The sequence below is a fragment of the Photorhabdus kleinii genome (genome assembly GCF_025384885.1).
Classification (GTDB): Bacteria; Pseudomonadota; Gammaproteobacteria; order Enterobacterales; family Enterobacteriaceae; genus Photorhabdus; species Photorhabdus kayaii.
Genome location: NZ_JAJAFY010000002.1, coordinates 218,122 through 235,672 on the forward strand (window position 1 = coordinate 218,122; position 17,551 = coordinate 235,672).

14 protein-coding genes are annotated in these 17,551 nt (G+C 42.9%); 6 read left to right on the forward strand and 8 right to left on the reverse strand.

What is annotated here, in order from left to right; genetic code table 11:
* Window positions 1-86: 86 nt before the first annotated feature.
* From LG003_RS02825 to aspS, 3 genes are read right to left on the reverse strand one after another with little or no spacing between them, the layout of a single operon-like run.
* On the reverse strand, window positions 87-830 hold the full coding sequence (locus tag LG003_RS02825) for a YebC/PmpR family DNA-binding transcriptional regulator (RefSeq protein WP_036806426.1): 744 nt from the start codon (window positions 828-830) through the stop codon (window positions 87-89).
* A 29-nt stretch (window positions 831-859) separates the two neighbouring features.
* On the reverse strand, window positions 860-1,297 hold the full coding sequence (gene nudB, locus LG003_RS02830) for a dihydroneopterin triphosphate diphosphatase (protein WP_112876059.1): 438 nt from the start codon (window positions 1,295-1,297) through the stop codon (window positions 860-862).
* The gene (gene aspS, locus LG003_RS02835; protein WP_262980116.1) at window positions 1,297-3,069 is read right to left on the reverse strand and encodes an aspartate--tRNA ligase; all 1,773 of its coding nucleotides are present in this window, start codon (window positions 3,067-3,069) and stop codon (window positions 1,297-1,299) included. Before aspS ends, nudB begins: the two co-directional genes overlap by 1 nt.
* A 276-nt stretch (window positions 3,070-3,345) precedes the next feature.
* Here aspS and LG003_RS02840 point away from each other — a divergent pair, with 276 nt between their 5' ends.
* The 3 genes from LG003_RS02840 to cmoB all read left to right on the forward strand — a co-directional run bounded on the left by LG003_RS02840 (window position 3,346) and on the right by cmoB (window position 5,603).
* Window positions 3,346-3,741 carry an MAPEG family protein gene (locus tag LG003_RS02840; RefSeq protein WP_112876061.1) on the forward strand — a complete coding sequence of 132 codons (396 nt, stop codon included), beginning with the start codon at window positions 3,346-3,348 and terminating at the stop codon, window positions 3,739-3,741.
* A 135-nt stretch (window positions 3,742-3,876) separates the two neighbouring features.
* Window positions 3,877-4,635 (forward strand): carboxy-S-adenosyl-L-methionine synthase CmoA, encoded by a 759-nt coding sequence (gene cmoA / locus LG003_RS02845; protein ID WP_112876062.1) that lies wholly within the window; start codon window positions 3,877-3,879, stop codon window positions 4,633-4,635.
* Window positions 4,632-5,603, forward strand: a complete 972-nt coding sequence (gene cmoB, locus LG003_RS02850; protein WP_112876063.1) for a tRNA 5-methoxyuridine(34)/uridine 5-oxyacetic acid(34) synthase CmoB — start codon at window positions 4,632-4,634, stop codon at window positions 5,601-5,603. Before cmoA ends, cmoB begins: the two co-directional genes overlap by 4 nt.
* A gap of 38 nt (window positions 5,604-5,641) precedes the next feature.
* Here the strand turns inward: cmoB and cutC are convergent, their stop codons facing one another.
* Window positions 5,642-6,388, reverse strand: a complete 747-nt coding sequence (gene cutC, locus LG003_RS02855) for a copper homeostasis protein CutC (RefSeq protein WP_262980117.1) — start codon at window positions 6,386-6,388, stop codon at window positions 5,642-5,644.
* 137 nt (window positions 6,389-6,525) lie between these two features.
* Entirely contained in the window at window positions 6,526-7,110 is a 585-nt protein-coding gene (locus LG003_RS02860; protein ID WP_112876065.1) for a VOC family protein, read from the reverse strand.
* Window positions 7,111-7,758: 648 nt separating this feature from the next.
* Here LG003_RS02860 and LG003_RS02870 point away from each other — a divergent pair.
* A complete protein-coding gene (locus LG003_RS02870) occupies window positions 7,759-8,136 on the forward strand; it encodes a LecA/PA-IL family lectin (protein WP_262980118.1) in 378 nt (125 codons plus the stop codon).
* Between the two features lie 398 nt (window positions 8,137-8,534).
* Here LG003_RS02870 and LG003_RS02875 read toward each other — a convergent pair whose 3' ends face one another.
* Entirely contained in the window at window positions 8,535-9,113 is a 579-nt protein-coding gene (locus LG003_RS02875; RefSeq protein ID WP_112876067.1) for a YceI family protein, read from the reverse strand.
* A 26-nt stretch (window positions 9,114-9,139) separates the two neighbouring features.
* A complete protein-coding gene (locus LG003_RS02880) occupies window positions 9,140-9,694 on the reverse strand; it encodes a cytochrome b (RefSeq protein WP_262980119.1) in 555 nt (184 codons plus the stop codon).
* A gap of 545 nt (window positions 9,695-10,239) precedes the next feature.
* Here LG003_RS02880 and LG003_RS02885 point away from each other — a divergent pair.
* Both LG003_RS02885 and argS read left to right on the forward strand, forming a co-directional pair.
* The gene (locus LG003_RS02885) at window positions 10,240-10,977 is read left to right on the forward strand and encodes a cyclase family protein (protein WP_112876069.1); all 738 of its coding nucleotides are present in this window, start codon (window positions 10,240-10,242) and stop codon (window positions 10,975-10,977) included.
* A 352-nt stretch (window positions 10,978-11,329) separates the two neighbouring features.
* Window positions 11,330-13,060, forward strand: coding sequence for an arginine--tRNA ligase (argS, locus tag LG003_RS02890; RefSeq protein WP_112876070.1), 1,731 nt, complete (start codon window positions 11,330-11,332; stop codon window positions 13,058-13,060).
* A 219-nt stretch (window positions 13,061-13,279) separates the two neighbouring features.
* On the opposite strand, the gene LG003_RS02895 is transcribed toward argS, so the two are convergent.
* Window positions 13,280-17,548, reverse strand: coding sequence for an amino acid adenylation domain-containing protein (locus tag LG003_RS02895; protein WP_262980120.1), 4,269 nt, complete (start codon window positions 17,546-17,548; stop codon window positions 13,280-13,282).
* Window positions 17,549-17,551: the final 3 nt, after the last annotated feature.

Here is a 17,551-nt window from a genome sequence, read left to right on the forward strand (position 1 = left end):
CACCTTTAATATAAGGAGATAAAAACGTTAGAGAAAGTGTCCTGTACCACAGCACACTTTCTCTACGCTATACAACCCGATTGAAATTACAGCAAAGCAGCAACTTCATCAGAGATTTCGCCGTTATGGTAAACCTCTTGTACGTCGTCTGAATCTTCCAACATATCAATCAAGCGCAATAATTTAGGTGCGGTTTCCGCATCCAATTCCGCTTTAGTAGAAGGGATCATCGAAACTTCCGCTGATTCAGCCACAAAACCGGCGGCATCTAACGCATCTTTCACGTCACCAAACGTTTCTGGTGTAGTGTAAACATCAATCGCGCCATCATCATAGGTTTCTACATCATCAGCGCCGGCTTCCAACGCCGCTTCCATAACCGCATCTTCATCCAATCCTGGCGCGTAAGAAATCACCCCTTTCTTGGTGAACAGATAAGCCACCGAGCCATCAGTGCCCAAATTACCACCGGTTTTAGTGAAAGCATGACGAACGTCGGAAACAGTACGATTACGGTTGTCACTCAGACACTCAACCATCACCGCCGTTCCCCCCGGACCATAACCTTCATAAATGATGGTTTCCATGTTATCCGCGTCATCGTTGCCGACACCACGAGCGATAGCACGGTTCAGAGTATCGCGGGTCATGTTGTTGGACAGTGCTTTATCAATTGCAGCGCGCAGACGTGGGTTAGATGCCGGATCTCCACCACCCAAACGGGCTGCCGTTACTAGCTCCCGGATAATTTTGGTGAAAATCTTACCGCGTTTCGCATCCTGCGCAGCTTTGCGGTGCTTGGTGTTGGCCCATTTACTATGACCTGCCATAAGGTTCTCCGATAAAACGTCTAATAAACTTATTCAATAACAAACTCTTCAATCGCCTGCCGATTGCTCCACGACTTAGTGAGCTTTACTGCTTTATCCGCATCCAGCCACTGATAAGCTTGATGTTCAGTCAACAGGCATTCTCGCTCTTCCGGCAATGCCAGACAGAACCAGTACTCTTTATTGCGGGTGACTCCTGGAGCATAGCGATGGCGCAAGTGGGTAAAAATCTCATAATAAAGAGAACGCCGGCAATCTATCAGTTCAAGATTTTCACCTATAATATCAATACCGACTTCTTCTTGCACTTCACGTAATGCTGTCTCCCACGGCGTTTCATCTCCATCAAGGCTGCCAGTGACAGACTGCCAAAAATCAGGATCGTCCCGCCGCTGTAACATTAGCACCCGTCGGCTGGAAAACGCATAAATAACCACCAGTACAGACTCGGGGCGCTTATAAGCCATTATTGACTCTCTTTTCTAGCAACAACAGAGATTGATAACTCTTCAAGGGCCGCCGAATTGGCATAACTTGGCGCTTCCGTCATTAAACAAGCGGCAGCGGTAGTTTTAGGGAATGCGATAACATCACGGATGTTATCCGTTCCTGTCAGCAACATCACCAAACGGTCAAGACCAAATGCCAAACCTGCATGGGGAGGCGTACCAAATTTCAGTGCATCCAGCAAGAAGCCAAATTTCTCCTGCTGTTCCTGCTCATTAATGCCCAAAATACGGAACACCGCTTGTTGCATTTCATTACGGTGAATACGTACTGAGCCACCACCCACTTCGTAGCCGTTAATCACCATATCGTAAGCATTGGCAATAGCCGAAACCGGATCTTGCTCCAACTCCGCCGCTGACATATTACACGGTGAAGTAAACGGATGGTGCATAGCGGTCAGGCCACCTTCCCCATCATTTTCGAACATGGGGAAGTCGATAACCCACAGTGGCCGCCAGCTATCCAATTTTGTCAGGCTCAGATCGCGCCCTAATTTCAGACGCAACGCTCCCAAAGCATCAGTGACCACTTTTACATTACCAGCACCGAAGAACAAAATATCGCCATCCTGTGCATCGGTACGGGAAAGCAGACCTTCAATCACCTCTGCATTCAGGAACTTAGCTATCGGACTTTGAACCCCTTCCAGACCGGCAGCACGCGCATTGACTTTTATCCACGCCAGCCCTTTTGCGCCATAAATCCCAACGAATTTGCCATATTCATCAATCTGCTTACGGCTCAGTTCAGAGCCACCTGGTACCCGAATTACGGCTACGCGGCCTTTACTGTCATTCGCCGGTTCAGCAAAAACACTAAATTCCACATCTTTAACCAGATCAGCAACATCAACCAACTCCAATGGGTTACGCAGATCAGGTTTATCAGAACCGAAACGACGCATCACTTCGGCAAACGTCATCACCGGGAAATGCCCCAGATCAACACCTTCAATTTCAAGCCACAATTCGCGGATCATTTTTTCCATCATTTCCCTTACCTGCTCAGCAGTCATAAAGGAAGTTTCCACATCGATCTGGGTGAATTCTGGCTGACGATCCGCACGCAAATCTTCATCACGGAAGCATTTAACAATTTGATAATAACGGTCAAAACCAGACATCATCAGCAATTGTTTAAATAACTGTGGGGATTGAGGCAGGGCATAAAATTTGCCTTTATGAACACGACTCGGCACCAAATAATCACGAGCACCTTCGGGGGTTGCTTTCGTCAGCATCGGCGTTTCAATATCCAGGAAACCCTGATTATCCATGAAACGACGAACAAAACTGGTGATTTTAGCACGTGCTTTCAGACGATTTGCCATTTCAGGCCGGCGCAGATCAATATAACGATATTTCAGACGCTGCTCTTCACTGTTCGTCTGATTGCTATCCAAAGGCAAAGGTTCGGAGCGGTTGATAATATTTAAACTTTCCGCAAAAACCTCTATTTCACCGGTAGCCATATCTTTATTGATTTGACTGTCAGGACGGGCGCGTACAGTACCGGTGATTTGAATACAGAATTCATTACGCAGTTCAGCAGCCTGAGAAAATGCGGCTTGCTGATCTGGGTCAAAAAACACCTGAACAATCCCTTCACGATCACGCATATCAATAAAAATCAAGCCACCCAGATCACGGCGGCGGTTTACCCAACCACAAAGAGTCACCTTCTGGCCTTCATGGGTCAGATTCAACTGCCCACAATAATCAGTACGCATACAATATCCTTTTACTCGGCTGTTGTGCTGTTGCTGCGGAAATTTTGGCATCGTTCTTGAACTTGAAAAATGTCATGAAGTGTCAAAAAAGGTCGCCATTATAATGGAAATTCTGCTCAGAGATAAGGGCAGGTAATATTCCGATGCTATACCATTGCTTGATGTCTGATAATCGGGCAATTTATTTTCAATTCCCATCTATTTATAGCGACAGTTTTATTTTTGGGGTTTATCATAACTTAATTGGCCAATTTCGGTTAGGCAATGGAGTTAAAAATGGTTAGCTCGCTTTATGTTGTGTTGGGCGCACTATTATTGATTAAGCTGTCTTTTGATGTGGTTAAGTTAAGAACACAATATCGTGTCTCATATGGAGACGGTGGTTTTTACGAATTACAAACAGCGATCCGCATCCACGGTAATGCTGTGGAATATATTCCTATCTCTATGTTATTGCTAGTCATGATGGAGATGAACGGCTCAAATGTCTGGATGATACATGTCTGTGGTTTGATTCTGCTCACCGGCAGAGTCTTGCATTATTATGGTCTGCACCACCGTGAACTCCGCTGGCGACGTTCAGGCATGGTAGCAACTTATCTCTCAATCGTATTAATGGTGATGACAAATATTTACTACTTGCCTTGGGAACAGATATTTTCTCTCTACTAATCTAATAGTACTAGCGCTGAAATAACAGGCAGCAAACTCTGCTGCCTGGAATTATTGCGCTGATTACCCTTGCAGCCTTTTTGTGAATTTCTGTTAGAATGCCACCTTCTATTTTTTCTGATAATTAATGCTGTTATGTCAAATCAAGATCCTTACCATCAAAGGGATAGCCTGTTTGCCACGCCCATTGCCAATCTGGGAGACTGGCGTTTCGATGAACGGGTAGCCGAAGTTTTCCCTGATATGATCCAACGCTCCGTGCCAGGTTATTCAAATATTGTTTCCATGATTGGTATGCTGGCCTGTCGTTTCGTGACATCAAACAGTCAAATTTATGACCTGGGTTGTTCTCTGGGCGCATCAACCTTGGCAATGCGCCGCAATATTGCCGCTGAAAACTGCAAAATTATCGCCGTTGATAATTCCCCGGCAATGGTGGAACGCTGTCGTCGCCATATCGATGCTTTCCGGGCGCAAACACCGGTTGAAGTCATTGAAGCCGATATTCTTAATATCGATATTCAAAATGCTTCGATGGTCGTACTGAATTTCACCTTACAATTCCTCAACCCGCAAGATCGACAAGGTTTACTTAACCGGATTTATCAGGGATTACGTCCGGGGGGTGTTTTAGTTTTATCAGAGAAATTCAGCTTTGAAGATCAACAGATTGGTGAGTTACTGTTTAATATGCACCACGATTTTAAGCGTGCTAACGGATATAGCGAACTGGAAATCAGCCAGAAACGCAGCATGCTTGAAAATGTCATGTTGACTGATTCTGTAGAAACACACAAATCCCGTCTCCACCAATCCGGTTTTAACCACGTTGAAGTCTGGTTTCAGTGTTTTAACTTTGGTTCACTGCTAGCGATAAAAGGAGCCGATAAATGATCGATTTCGGTAATTTTTATCAACTTATTGCAAAAAATAACCTCCAGCATTGGCTTAATTGCCTTCCTGCTCAACTGCAAGAATGGCAAAAAGCGGCCCTGCACGGTAATTTTAAACCATGGGTAAAAACCCTGGAAAACCTACCCGAAATTTCACCGACCCAATTAGATCTGAAAAATGGCGTGATCGCAGAACGCGATCCGCCCCTATCCGAAGGTGAAAAAATTTGCCTTACCAATATATTGCGAGTATTCATGCCGTGGCGCAAAGGCCCATTCTCTCTTTATAGCGTAAATATTGATACTGAATGGCGTTCAGATTGGAAGTGGGATCGGGTACTGCCCCATATTTCTCCATTAACCGGCCGGACAATTCTTGATGTTGGTTGCGGCAGTGGTTATCACCTGTGGAGGATGGTGGGTGAAGGGGCTGAACTTGCCGTTGGTATCGATCCAACTCAGCTCTTCCTCTGCCAATTTGAAGCTGTCAGAAAGTTACTTGGCAATGATCAACGTGCCCATCTTTTACCTCTGGGCATTGAACAATTACCGGCACTAGCCGCTTTCGATACGGTTTTCTCGATGGGCGTTCTCTATCACCGCCGCTCTCCTCTTGACCATCTCTGGCAATTGAAAAACCAACTGGTATCTGAGGGTGAGTTAGTACTGGAAAGTCTGGTTGTTGAAGGAGATAAACATACCTGTTTAATCCCCGGTGAACGTTATGCTCAAATGCGCAACGTCTATTTCATCCCTTCGGCAAAAATGTTAAAAATTTGGCTGGAGAAGTGCGGTTTTGTCGATGTAAAAATTGTCGATCAGGCAGTCACAACGACGGAAGAACAACGTCGTACAGATTGGATGAAAACTGAATCGCTATCTGACTTCCTCGATCCTGCGGATAGCCGTAAAACCATTGAGGGTTATCCCGCTCCTCTGCGGGCGGTACTCATCGCCCGTAAGCCCTAACTTTAAGAACTGGCCCAACAGGGCCAGTTCACAATAGATTATTCAAATAAAGTCAAACTCAGCATCCCTTTCATCACCTCTACCACGCCACCATCAACACAATAATGTGAAAACTCATCCACTTCATTATCCGCGCTCATCGTCACCCCTGCTTTGCGGTAGGTCATGGTAGAGGGCATAATCCGGCTTGCCGAACTGTGAACTTCCGTTAACCCGATATCGATAAATTTATGAATATTACTCATACGAACACCCGCACCCGCCATAATAATTGGCCCCTGACTGGCTTGATGCAGCTCTTTCAATAAGGGTAATCCCAATTCGGCATTCTGTTGCTGACCGGAAGTCAATATTCGTTTAATACCAAGTTGAGTAAGTTGATCCAATGCCACATAAGGATTAAAACACATATCAAATGCACGGTGAAAAGTGACGGCCATATTGCCAGACAGTACCATCAATTGTTGCATACGGGGCAAATCAATATGTCCTTCTTCATCTAATACACCAAAAACGACGCCCATAAATCCCATATCACGGATCTGAGCAACATCATTTTTCATCACCTCAAAATCTGAGTGACTGTAGCAAAAATCACCACCTCTTGGACGTACAATGGGATGTACAGGAATAGTTAATTGCTCAATAGCCTGCTTCAACGTACCAAAACTCGGTGTTAATCCCCCTTCCGCCTGACTGGCGCAAAGCTCTATCCGGTCAGCACCCGCCTGTTGTGCGATTAATGCGCAACCCACGCTAAAACAACAAATTTCTAACTTTGTCATCAGAAGTTCCTTGGACACCCAGTTATTAACGAGCAATCAATGAATCTACGCGATTCAGTAGTTCAACTCACTAACTATGACACCTAATTATTGCCGATGATTTGTAGGAAATCACAAGGTCAGAATTTTTATCTGGATCACAAGGACGAAAAAGTTAATTTTGCCGACTGGTGCTCATTTTTAACAATTTCACGCAATGTAAATGGGTGAAACTTGACGGTGATCTCACCATCAGTGACAGCTAAAGTAGGATTAGGCAACCGCTCTTGTTCCCCTTTGGGTTGATTCTCTTTGACAAAAAAACCTGTCGGCAAAGGTTGCGGTAATAATGCTTTTGCTGCTGTTGATAAAAGCTCAGGTGCCACGGGCAACACCAGTTCCACATGTTCCCATCCCTGATGCAAGTAAGTTTTCTTACCAGGATAGGGCAGTTCAACACAATCGATTTGCCAATTAAGCACTATGATTGGTTGTTCTAAATCAAACAAACAGATTGGACGCCCATTAATGAGACTTTCTGACATCAAACTGCCACATTGCAAAAAACCTTTACGCCAGCGCTCGGCTACAGCGATGTCGTGACAACGCAGGGAGATATGATCGGCTTGATATTGCTCAACATCCAAATTAAGCCGCTGTTTGAACTGTGCCAATTTTTGCACAAACATTGCCAAATCAGCCACTAGATCCTGTAATTCAATAATAGAAGAAAAATGTGCCATATTATCCCAGTTAAGATGCGAAGATTAATATTCCCTTTGGCTCCTAACAGCCTAAGCGTTTTAAAGGTTTGCCGCCGTTTCAAACCTCGAATGATACTCTCGATTTGTAATAATTGAAATTTTATAGCACCAACACAAGCACTTTTTCAATAACCTTCATGAATTTTCATTACCCTATTTCACTCACAAAAAACCGCAATTAAGCGAAAAAACTTCTCTTGAAACGAGGTTTAATACCTTAACAAACAATTTATTATCCATCTTTACCACCTCACATTTAGATCTCTCAGGATTTTCTTCTCTAATTCACTCAGAGCGTCCTGTATACCTTTTTTATAAATCAACAATAATCTGATGTGTGAAACGTACACTTTGTAGTAATAAATAACTGCTCCATGCAAAAAATACTATCTATCAATAAATTACTGTAACCATTCTATTTTAACGATTCAGGACAACTATTTAAAATAAAAAACAATTATAACATTAAATTAATCATCGCTCTAAAAATTGTTATTAACGCAAGTCACAACCTATGATGTTTTTCATTGTTCCTGACATCATAAAAATATAAATTTTCTTTCAGTCAAATATGTAAACATCTTTGACAAAACTATTTCTATAAAACATAATTTCAGAGGTAATACTATGTATAATTGGTCAGGAAGTGTTCCAGCTAATGCTGAAAATGGTAAACCTACAGGACTTATTCTCAAACAAGGAGATATAATCTCTGTTGTTGCACATGGATGGGTGAAATATGGCCATGATAATGTTGAATGGGCATCACCTGATGGCCCTGTACCTAATAATCCACAGCCCCCACAAATAGCCACACTCATCGCTAAAATCGCCAACAGAAAGTTTAAAATTGGCAATGGAGGACTCCATAAAACAGTTCCTGTAGATGGAGAATTAATACTTTTATTCAATGATATACCGGGTACTTTTGGTGATAATTCACATGAATTTCTTGTCGATGTCATAATAGAATCTCGGTATTCCCCTCTAGAGGAAATAAAATAAAAACCACGTAAGCATGTATTACCAATAAAGTAATAAACATTTTCATTGATATAATGCCAAGTGAAAAATCACATCATTTCACTTGGCAGATAAGAAAAAGACCGCATTAAACAGCAGCCTCATCATCATTATTATTACTGTTCTCTACAAATGGATGCTTACTATGTCTTTCTCCAAACGATATATACCCGTCATCTTTCAAGTTGCCTCTTTGTTGGCTGCACTCGCTTACCCCGGTCACCAAAAACCACATACAATCAATCAACTGCAATAAACTGTATATAAAAACAGCACTATCCATCATACCAACTGAAAAGAAGGTTTTGCCTATCAATAAAACAGGCCACGCAATGCGCAGCCCTTAATAAATTGCACTAACGAGCTAAGTCATCAGCGTATTACTTTTCCCGAACACCTTCGATAGAAATCAATAAATCCGCTTCCTGTGATTTAGGCCCTAAATCTTTTTGGAAATTAAAGTCTTTCAGTTTGATTTTGCCGTAAGCATCAAAACCTGCGCGGTAGCCACCCCACGGATCTTTACCTTCACCCAATAGTTCTGCATTCAGTACTACTGGCTTTGTCACACCATTTAAAGTCAGATCACCTGTAACAACATATTTCTCCCCCTCTTTTTTCACTTCAGTTGACGTGAATTTTGCTTCAGGGTATTTCTCTGTATTAAAGTAATCTTTACTACGCAGGTGTTTATCACGTTCGGCGTGGTTAGTGTCCAAACTGGCTATTTTGATCGTCACATTAACTTTATTTGCAGCCGGATTTTGCTCATCAAATGTGAAAGAGCCATCAAAATCTTTAAATGTCCCATATAGCCAGCTATACCCCAAATGCTGAATGCGAAATCCAATAAAGGCGTGCTGGCCGGGTATATCAATTTTATAATTGGCAGCTAATGCAGAACTTGCATTTAGTAACAATGCACCCGCAGTCAGGCCAAGTAACGTCTTCTTCAACATATTCTTCTCCATAATCGTCTTTTATATTATTCAGGACGGAAACCCAGTATCCGCTTTAAGGTTGCATCACGGTCAATAAAATGGTGTTTTAATGCTGCAACAGCATGTAATAACGATAAAATTACCACTGCCCAAGCAAGGTAAAGATGAATCATTCCGGCAGTATCCGCTTGTTCGCCCTGACCGATTAATGTGGCCGGAACAATAAACCAGTCAAAAACAGAAATCGGCTGCCCATCAGCGGTCGAAATTAAATAACCACTAATCAAAATGCCAAACAATAAGATATACAACAAAATATGCATTAAAACAGCACTGATTCTAATCAAGCGGCTATAACTGGCTAATGGCTTGGGTGGTGGAGAAATAAAACGCCAGATAACACGCACAGCCATCATGATAAACAGCAACATCCCGATGCTTTTATGAATTTCAGGTGCTTTGTGATACCACGTATCGTAATACCCTAATGTCACCATCCACAGTCCTAGCGCAAACATGCCATATACGACCAATGCAACCAGCCAATGTAAAAGGACAGATAAGTGACCAAACTGGTTGGAAGTATTCTTCCAAAGCATAACAGTTCCTTTTTTAGGTAAATGTAGACTAGCCATTTTTTGAACTAATTCAATTATGAATGATATTAATCTCTTTTTTATTAAAAATCCCAACAAATAATTTGCAAAAGATTTTCAATTTTAATCAATGAAAACCAATTAAGGCAAAAAACCATTAGATAACAATAAGATAGAAATACATCACATTAATAATAATGCCGAAAAATATATAATATATATTTTTTTATTATATTTGATTTTAAATTTTAACTAATGTAAAAATCAATTATCTTATTTTCTATTATTTCTTTATAATTTTCCGCTTATAAGAATCATAACCTGATGTGCTCGTATCTGACGAGTCTAACACAAGCCTCAGTAGTCAGAAATGACGAGTCCGGCCGCCTTTAAATCTATTATGCCTTTATTTCGTATGTTCATTACTGGAACAATAAAAGTGAATAAAACATGAGGAACATCACTATTTACGGTAAAAAATCTTACAGCATTAATCATGCAATAGTGGTAAAAATAACATCAATAAATTATCAAAAATGAGGTTTTTTATGTCAAATAGCATTTTACAAGCGCTCACTTTATTGAAGTCAAAAAAATGGGTCGATTTGACGCATAGCTTCGATAAAGATTCTCCACATTTTTTTATGCTTGATTCAGCAGAGTTTAAAACACTTTTTGATTACAAAGATGGCTTTTTTGTTCAGCAATTTTCTTTTCCCGGCCAATATGGAACTCACATTGATGCTCCCTGCCATTTTGTTCCTAATACCCGTTATGTTGATGAACTGGAATTAAAAGAATTAGTTTTACCTTTAATCGTGCTTGATCAATCAGAAAGAGCAAAACAGGACCCCAACTTTTCACTTTCTAAAGAAGATATTCTTAAATTTGAAGAAGAATATGGAATTATTGAGGCAGGTACTTTCGTTGCGCTCAGAACTGACTGGAGTAAACGCTGGCCATCTCAGGAAAAAATGGACAATAAAGATGATTCTGGCAATAACCAAATACCTGGGTGGGGAATAGATGCCCTTAAATTTTTATTTGAGGAGCGTCATATTAAAGCCATCGGACATGAAACATTTGATACCGACGCCGCTAAAGATTTTAGAAAGAATAATGCCTTGTTGGGCGAAGATTATGTATTAAAGCAAGATACTTATCAGATAGAACTTTTGGCTAATTTGGACCAAGTACCTGTACGTGGCGCAGTTATTTTCAATATTGTGGCCAAACCTAAAAAAGCCTCTGGTTTTCCTGTTCGTTCGTTTGCCATACTGCCATGACTACTCCATCCTTGTGCCGTATATTCATTACGGCATTATATACCCGTTATCTTTCAAGCTGCCTCTTTGTTGGCTGCACTCGCTCACCCCGGTCACATAGTTACCTATGCTCCCGGGGATTCACTCCCTTGCCGTCGCGATCCATCTTGAAATCCATAGGGTATAATCACCATCATGATTTTTCGAGGAAATGCGTTTTTTATCTTCGTAACTTGGCACAAAGCAACAGTAAAGTGGTATGTCATGTGTTGAATATGGTATAAAACCCGCCGTTTTTTCTTATGAACCATTTTGCAAAGGATATTGTTTGCTACAATATACCTATTTCTTGTTCGTCATTTAAGGTAACCAGGTGAATATTCAGGCGATTCTTTCAGAAAAAGTCAGCCAAGCGCTGATTGCAGCAGGTGCTCCAGCCGACAGCGAAGCTCACATCCGCCAATCCGCGAAAGCGCAATTTGGCGACTATCAGGCCAATGGTGTTATGGCCGCCGCGAAAAAAGTGGGTATGCCTCCCCGACAACTGGCAGAAAAAGTTGTTAACCTGCTAAATCTGCAAGGTATCGCCAGTAAAGTTGAAATCGCTGGCCCCGGCTTTATCAATATTTTCCTTGATAAGGCGTGGATTGCAGCCAATATCGAAACTGCCCTGAAAGATGAAAAGCTGGGCGTTACGCCAGCCAAACCACAAACTATTGTTGTCGATTATTCCGCCCCCAATGTTGCGAAACAGATGCACGTTGGTCATTTGCGCTCCACGATTATTGGTGATGCCGCCGTCCGTACACTTGAATTCCTCGGTCATAAGATTATCCGCGCTAACCATGTGGGTGACTGGGGAACCCAGTTCGGTATGCTAATTGCCTATTTGGAAAAAGTGCAAAACGAAAATGCCAGCGATATGGCATTGTCCGATCTGGAAGCTTTCTATCGCGAAGCCAAAAAGCATTACGATGAAGATGAAGCGTTTGCCATCCGTGCCCGTAGCTATGTCGTAAAACTACAAGGCGGTGATGAATATTGCCGTACCATGTGGCGCAAGCTAGTGGATATCACGATGGCCCAAAATCAGCAAACCTATGATCGTCTGAATGTCACGCTGACTAAAGATTCTGTCATGGGTGAAAGTCTGTACAACGATCTGCTACCCAGTATTGTCGCTGATCTGAAACAGCAAGGGTTGGCAGTGGAAAGCGATGGTGCAACCGTAGTTTACCTTGATGAGTATAAAAACAAAGAAGGTGAACCGATGGGCGTTATTATCCAGAAGAAGGATGGGGGTTATCTTTACACCACAACCGATATCGCCTGCGCAAAATACCGTTATGAAACCCTGCACGCGGACCGCGTTCTTTACTACATCGATTCCCGTCAACATCAACATTTGATGCAAGCCTGGACCATCGTTCGTAAAGCTGGTTATGTATCAGAATCCGTGTCACTGGAACACCATATGTTCGGCATGATGTTGGGCAAAGATGGCAAACCATTTAAAACTCGCGCCGGCGGTACTGTCAGATTGACCGATCTATTGGATGAAGCTATTGAACGTGCCAACACCCTTATCCGTGAAAAGAACCCGGATATGCCAGAAGATGAATTAAAAAAAGTGGTTGAAGCTGTCGGTATCGGTGCCGTGAAATACGCAGATCTCTCCAAAAGCCGTACCACAGATTACATCTTCGATTGGGATAATATGCTCGCCTTTGAAGGCAATACCGCGCCTTATATGCAATATGCTTACACCCGTGTTGCTTCCATCTTTAAACGTGCCGAAATCGATGAAAGCAGTCTGACCCTACCGGTTATCCTAAATGAAGATCGTGAACAAACATTGGCCACCCATTTGTTACAATTTGAAGAGGCCATTACCACCGTCGCCCGTGAAGGTACACCACATGTGATGTGTGCTTACCTGTACGATTTGGCTGGTCTATTCTCCTGTTTCTATGAACACTGCCAAATCCTCAATGCGGAAAGCGAAGAGTTGCGTCAAAGTCGCCTGAAACTGGCGCTCCTGACCGCTAAGACATTGAAGCAAGGTCTGAATACATTGGGTATTGAGACGGTAGAGCGGATGTAACAGGATAATCGCTGTTTTTCTGAAAAATTGGCGTGATTGGGCATATCTATTATCGCCTTATCACGCCTGTCACAATAGGCACTGCCACTCTTCATAATCCCCAACGCGACCACCACTCGCTGAGCGAATCCCGCTTGTTACAATTAATGTTCATATAAGCTACTCAGCGTCTGACGTGGATATTCAACCTGAGTGTCATTCCAACGTTGGATTGCATCATTATTGTGCTACTGGCAAAGCTGGAGTAGGAAAAGCCACCTGTTGCCAATCACGCTCAGCAACTAATCGAATCAATTGACAATAGCTGTCATGCATGGCCTTGATGGTATCGGCTGCAAACAGTTGTTCGACATAATCCCATTCAGCAACAAATCCTTCATCAGTTTCGTAAGCCTTATGATTCAGCCAGACCTGTGAAGTTTGGGAAATGGAATATTGCATCCCCTGATAGCTTTCATCCAACGGTAACTCAAACATGCTGGCTTTGCTATTCATCCCCAATACACTGGTTAACATAACCGGAGCAATAACGGTATTGGCTGATAGCTCTCTCTGCTGTTTCAACATACGTTGTACATCAACCCCATCAAACAGATTATGTTCAATATCCTGCAACAGTGCGCCATGAACCTGTTCAAGTTGCTGACAAATCGAAATATCCGTACGGTTTTGGTAAGCGAAGAGACTTAAGACGGTAAAATCACCAATAATCTGATTAACCTGCGGATGAAGTGGCAAGCGATTAAACCGTGTCAAATTGAGGCAAATCTGCTCTTGTCCGGCCCAATAGCAAAGGGTTCGGCTATAAAGTTCAACAATCAACGCCGTTGGGCTAATACTGTAATGTTGACATTTATCCAATAATTTCTGCCATATCGATTGTGGAATAACGCCACTGATACGTTGGAAATGCGGTTTACCCATTGTATCAGGACATATTGCCAAAGGCAGATTCATCTCAAGTGATATGGAGCTGGCTTTCTGTCGCCAATAATTCTCAGCTTGCGTGAACAACGCACTGTTCCGTGCCCGCTCATACTTCAAATGATAATCACGATAAGTAATATCCAGCACCGGTAACGGCAATTCTGGCTGTTGATAGAGCTGAATCCATTCTGAAAACAGAATTTCAAAGCTGGTCATATCAATGATGATTGCATCAAAGCTGATATGCAGAATGTATTTGCCTGCGTACTCACTTAACAGAATGTCGAATAACGGATAACGTTCCGGCGCATAAACTTTATGTGAAAATTGTTCGCGCAGGGCCATAAATTCGGTATCCGTTGCGATCTGCCGATATGAGATATTGTAGTAAGGCACACTGTTTAAATAACGCTGTCCACCATTTTCAAATATCGTGCATAACGAAGGATGACGTGAAATAAGTTGGTTGAATGTCAGTTCTAAATGCCGATGATCCAATTGTCCAAAGACAAATTCACTGTAGATATGGGTTGATACCTCATTCAGTTCAAAACTCTTGAAGCGACCCAAATAGTAAGTTTGTTGAACATTATTCAGTGGGAACGGATGATAACGGTGTTCCAAATCAGTACGTTTAATCAGGTAATCCCGATACATGAATTCGCCACGGCCCACCTCCACTAACGGAACTAAGCGAGAGATCATTTTCTGCTGGAAAATATCTCTAATTTTCAGATTACAATTCAACTCACTATTTATCTGATTAACCAGATGAATCGCTGATAAGCTACTTCCTCCCAAACTAAAAAAGTCGTCAGTAATGCCAATTTGGGTTTGCCCATCCCCTAATACCTGACTAAAGATCCGACACAATATCCGCTGGCACTCCGTGTAAGGCGCAACATAGTGTTGCTGCTCATGTAACTGAATAGCTGGCAGCGCTTTGCGATCCACCTTGCCGTTGGCATTTAACGGAATATTTGCCAGGAACATATAGGTACTGGGCAACATATAATCAGGCAGTAACGGCGCGAAAAAATCTGTCAGCAGTTGGCGATCCAAAGGCGCATTAGCCTGATAATAAGCAGCAAGGAAAGGTTCCCCGCCCGGAGTAACGGATTGCTGTAAAGCCACCACCGCACGCTGGATACCCGGATATTGCTGTAATACCGACTCTATTTCCCCCAATTCAATCCGGTGCCCACGCAATTTAATCTGATTGTCAACCCGACTGATATATTCCAGATTACCGCAAGGTAAATAACGAACCCGATCACCGGTTTTATACATAATTGGCCCAGGCCAGTTTTTCCCTGTGCAATAGAATGGATTAGGTATAAATTGACTACGGGTCAACTGTGGATTACCAAAATACCCACGTGCCACACCGGCCCCTGAAATATGCAGCTCACCAATCACACCAGGAGGAACCGGACGACCTGACTCATCTAAAACATAACACTGGGTATTAGCTATCGGTTTACCGATTAGCACCTGTGACTGTTCAACATTCAATAAGCAACCCGTTGACCAGACACACGTTTCCGTCGGGCCATACATATTCCATGTCTGAATGGTCATCTTCGCTAACCGCCGTGCCAAATCATTGGAGACCGCTTCCCCGCCACATATCGCCCGAACTGGCAGAAATTGCCCATCCATCTGTAAAATAATCTGTTGCCAGAATGAAGGAGTTCCTTGCATCAAGCTGACACGGTACGTTTCCAGATAATGTTTTAGCCTATTCGTTTCGAGTAATTGACGTTGATCCGCTAATACCACGGTGGCGCCAAACATTAGCGGCATAAAAATTTCCAATTTGCATATATCAAACGCCAACGTCGTGATAGCCAAAAAGCGATCCTGAGCTGTCAATGCAATACGCCGCTGCACATCATTAAACACATTCAGAAGATTGCCGTGTTCGATGGCGACACCTTTCGGCTTACCCGTTGTACCGGAAGTATAGGTAACATAGGCTAAATCATGAGGTTGCACTGTTAATTCAGGGTTGCTGGTCGGTTCATCAGAGAAAATATCACTGCCCGCCTGACTATTGAGATATAAATGCTGCACGCCCTGAGGTAAAAAACCTGTAGGAACAGGCTGCGAAGTGAGTAGCAACACCGGTTGGGCGTCTTCAAGAATCGAATAAGTTCTGATCGCCGGTGACTGGGTATCAATGGGAACGTAAGCGCATCCCAATTTAAGTATCGCCAACAATGCGACGAACAAATCGGCTTCACGGGACATCATGATCGCCACCCGATCACCAATTTCCAGACAATAGTGCCGCATCATATAGCTCGCAAGCTGATTGGCTCGCTGATTCAGTTCGCCGTAACTCATCGCAACTTGTTCAGTCAATACCGCCGGATGGTCTGGCGCCAAATTGACTTGCTGTTCAAACAGCGCGGGGATGGTGGTGTGCGGATAATCGCATTGTGTTTGATTATTCTGATAATAATAACGTTGCAACAAGTTTTCCGGTAACTGCGCCAATGCCATAAAACTGACTTTTCCCTGCTTAAAATCAGGCAAGCGACGCATAAATTCGGCAATATAATCGGCAACCGCACTGAAAAAAGGTATCCCCTGACGGAAGTTCAGCGTCAAGCTTTGGCTAACACTGTGCCAATTCAGACTCAGATTAAGATTCTCTTGGTCCCAATTCGGCTGGCAATCCACAAACACCGCGACACCCGGTACAGGCAGTGCAGATGAAACGCTTAAAGGATCATAAAAGGGGTTATCCAATTCACCGGACCAAAGGCAATCTATCTCATTTCGCAAACCGACATATTTCTCAACGCCTGTTAGTAACTGATAGTGATTCAACCAACGCTGATCATGATTCCAATCGAAACTGTAAAGTGCAGAGCGGCGGGCATTAAATAAGAACTGTAGCAACAACGCCAATAACGCAACATCTTCCTGTTGGAAAATCCCCGTAACCGGCAATGTGACAATTTCTCTTTCACTTTGCTCAAGGTTAATTTCATCTTGCAGAACAAAACAGGTGTAATGTTGGCTCTGCTCGGCCAACACCCATTGCCGGTTACGCATCTGTTCCTGCGCCTGATACCATAGCGATATATCATTTTTACTGGGATACCACTGGGGTGTATGCTCCAAATCGTAACGGCAAAAAGTAATCAAACCGTCAATAAAAAGTTCCGCCAACAATTCATGAGCCTGTACTGATCGATGCGCTTCCCAAGCCAATTTTTTTTCTGCCAATATCTGCCAGCTTCCACCATGCTCACCCACAACCTGAAATAAAGCGGCCTCTTCTTGGTTAAAAGCCACTAACTTAATCGCAGTCGCCGCAGAAATCGCGGGCATCATGCCGTAACAAAACTCGCAATCAATAGCATAATCTGCAATATGCTCATGTGAAATCAGCATGAAATTATGCTTAAATGCGGCTTGCCAGGCTGCTTGCTGCTCTACATCATCGGCTACTACATAAACAAAGTGTCCCGCGTCCAATAGATAACGGACAACATGAGAGCTTAGCTGATCCAAATGAGCGCCAGTGAGTATGTTAAGTATTCTCATAAC

Bases quoted from the DNA above. Each gene is read 5' to 3' on its own strand.
- LG003_RS02825 (WP_036806426.1), bottom strand. From the start codon at position 830: ATGGCAGGTCATAGTAAATGGGCCAACACCAAGCACCGCAAAGCTGCG.
- nudB (WP_112876059.1), bottom strand. From the start codon at position 1,297: ATGGCTTATAAGCGCCCCGAGTCTGTACTGGTGGTTATTTATGCGTTT.
- aspS (WP_262980116.1), bottom strand. From the start codon at position 3,069: ATGCGTACTGATTATTGTGGGCAGTTGAATCTGACCCATGAAGGCCAG.
- LG003_RS02840 (WP_112876061.1), top strand. From the start codon at position 3,346: ATGGTTAGCTCGCTTTATGTTGTGTTGGGCGCACTATTATTGATTAAG.
- cmoA (WP_112876062.1), top strand. From the start codon at position 3,877: ATGTCAAATCAAGATCCTTACCATCAAAGGGATAGCCTGTTTGCCACG.
- cmoB (WP_112876063.1), top strand. From the start codon at position 4,632: ATGATCGATTTCGGTAATTTTTATCAACTTATTGCAAAAAATAACCTC.
- cutC (WP_262980117.1), bottom strand. From the start codon at position 6,388: ATGACAAAGTTAGAAATTTGTTGTTTTAGCGTGGGTTGCGCATTAATC.
- LG003_RS02860 (WP_112876065.1), bottom strand. From the start codon at position 7,110: ATGGCACATTTTTCTTCTATTATTGAATTACAGGATCTAGTGGCTGAT.
- LG003_RS02870 (WP_262980118.1), top strand. From the start codon at position 7,759: ATGTATAATTGGTCAGGAAGTGTTCCAGCTAATGCTGAAAATGGTAAA.
- LG003_RS02875 (WP_112876067.1), bottom strand. From the start codon at position 9,113: ATGTTGAAGAAGACGTTACTTGGCCTGACTGCGGGTGCATTGTTACTA.
- LG003_RS02880 (WP_262980119.1), bottom strand. From the start codon at position 9,694: ATGCTTTGGAAGAATACTTCCAACCAGTTTGGTCACTTATCTGTCCTT.
- LG003_RS02885 (WP_112876069.1), top strand. From the start codon at position 10,240: ATGTCAAATAGCATTTTACAAGCGCTCACTTTATTGAAGTCAAAAAAA.
- LG003_RS02895 (WP_262980120.1), bottom strand. From the start codon at position 17,548: ATGAGAATACTTAACATACTCACTGGCGCTCATTTGGATCAGCTAAGC.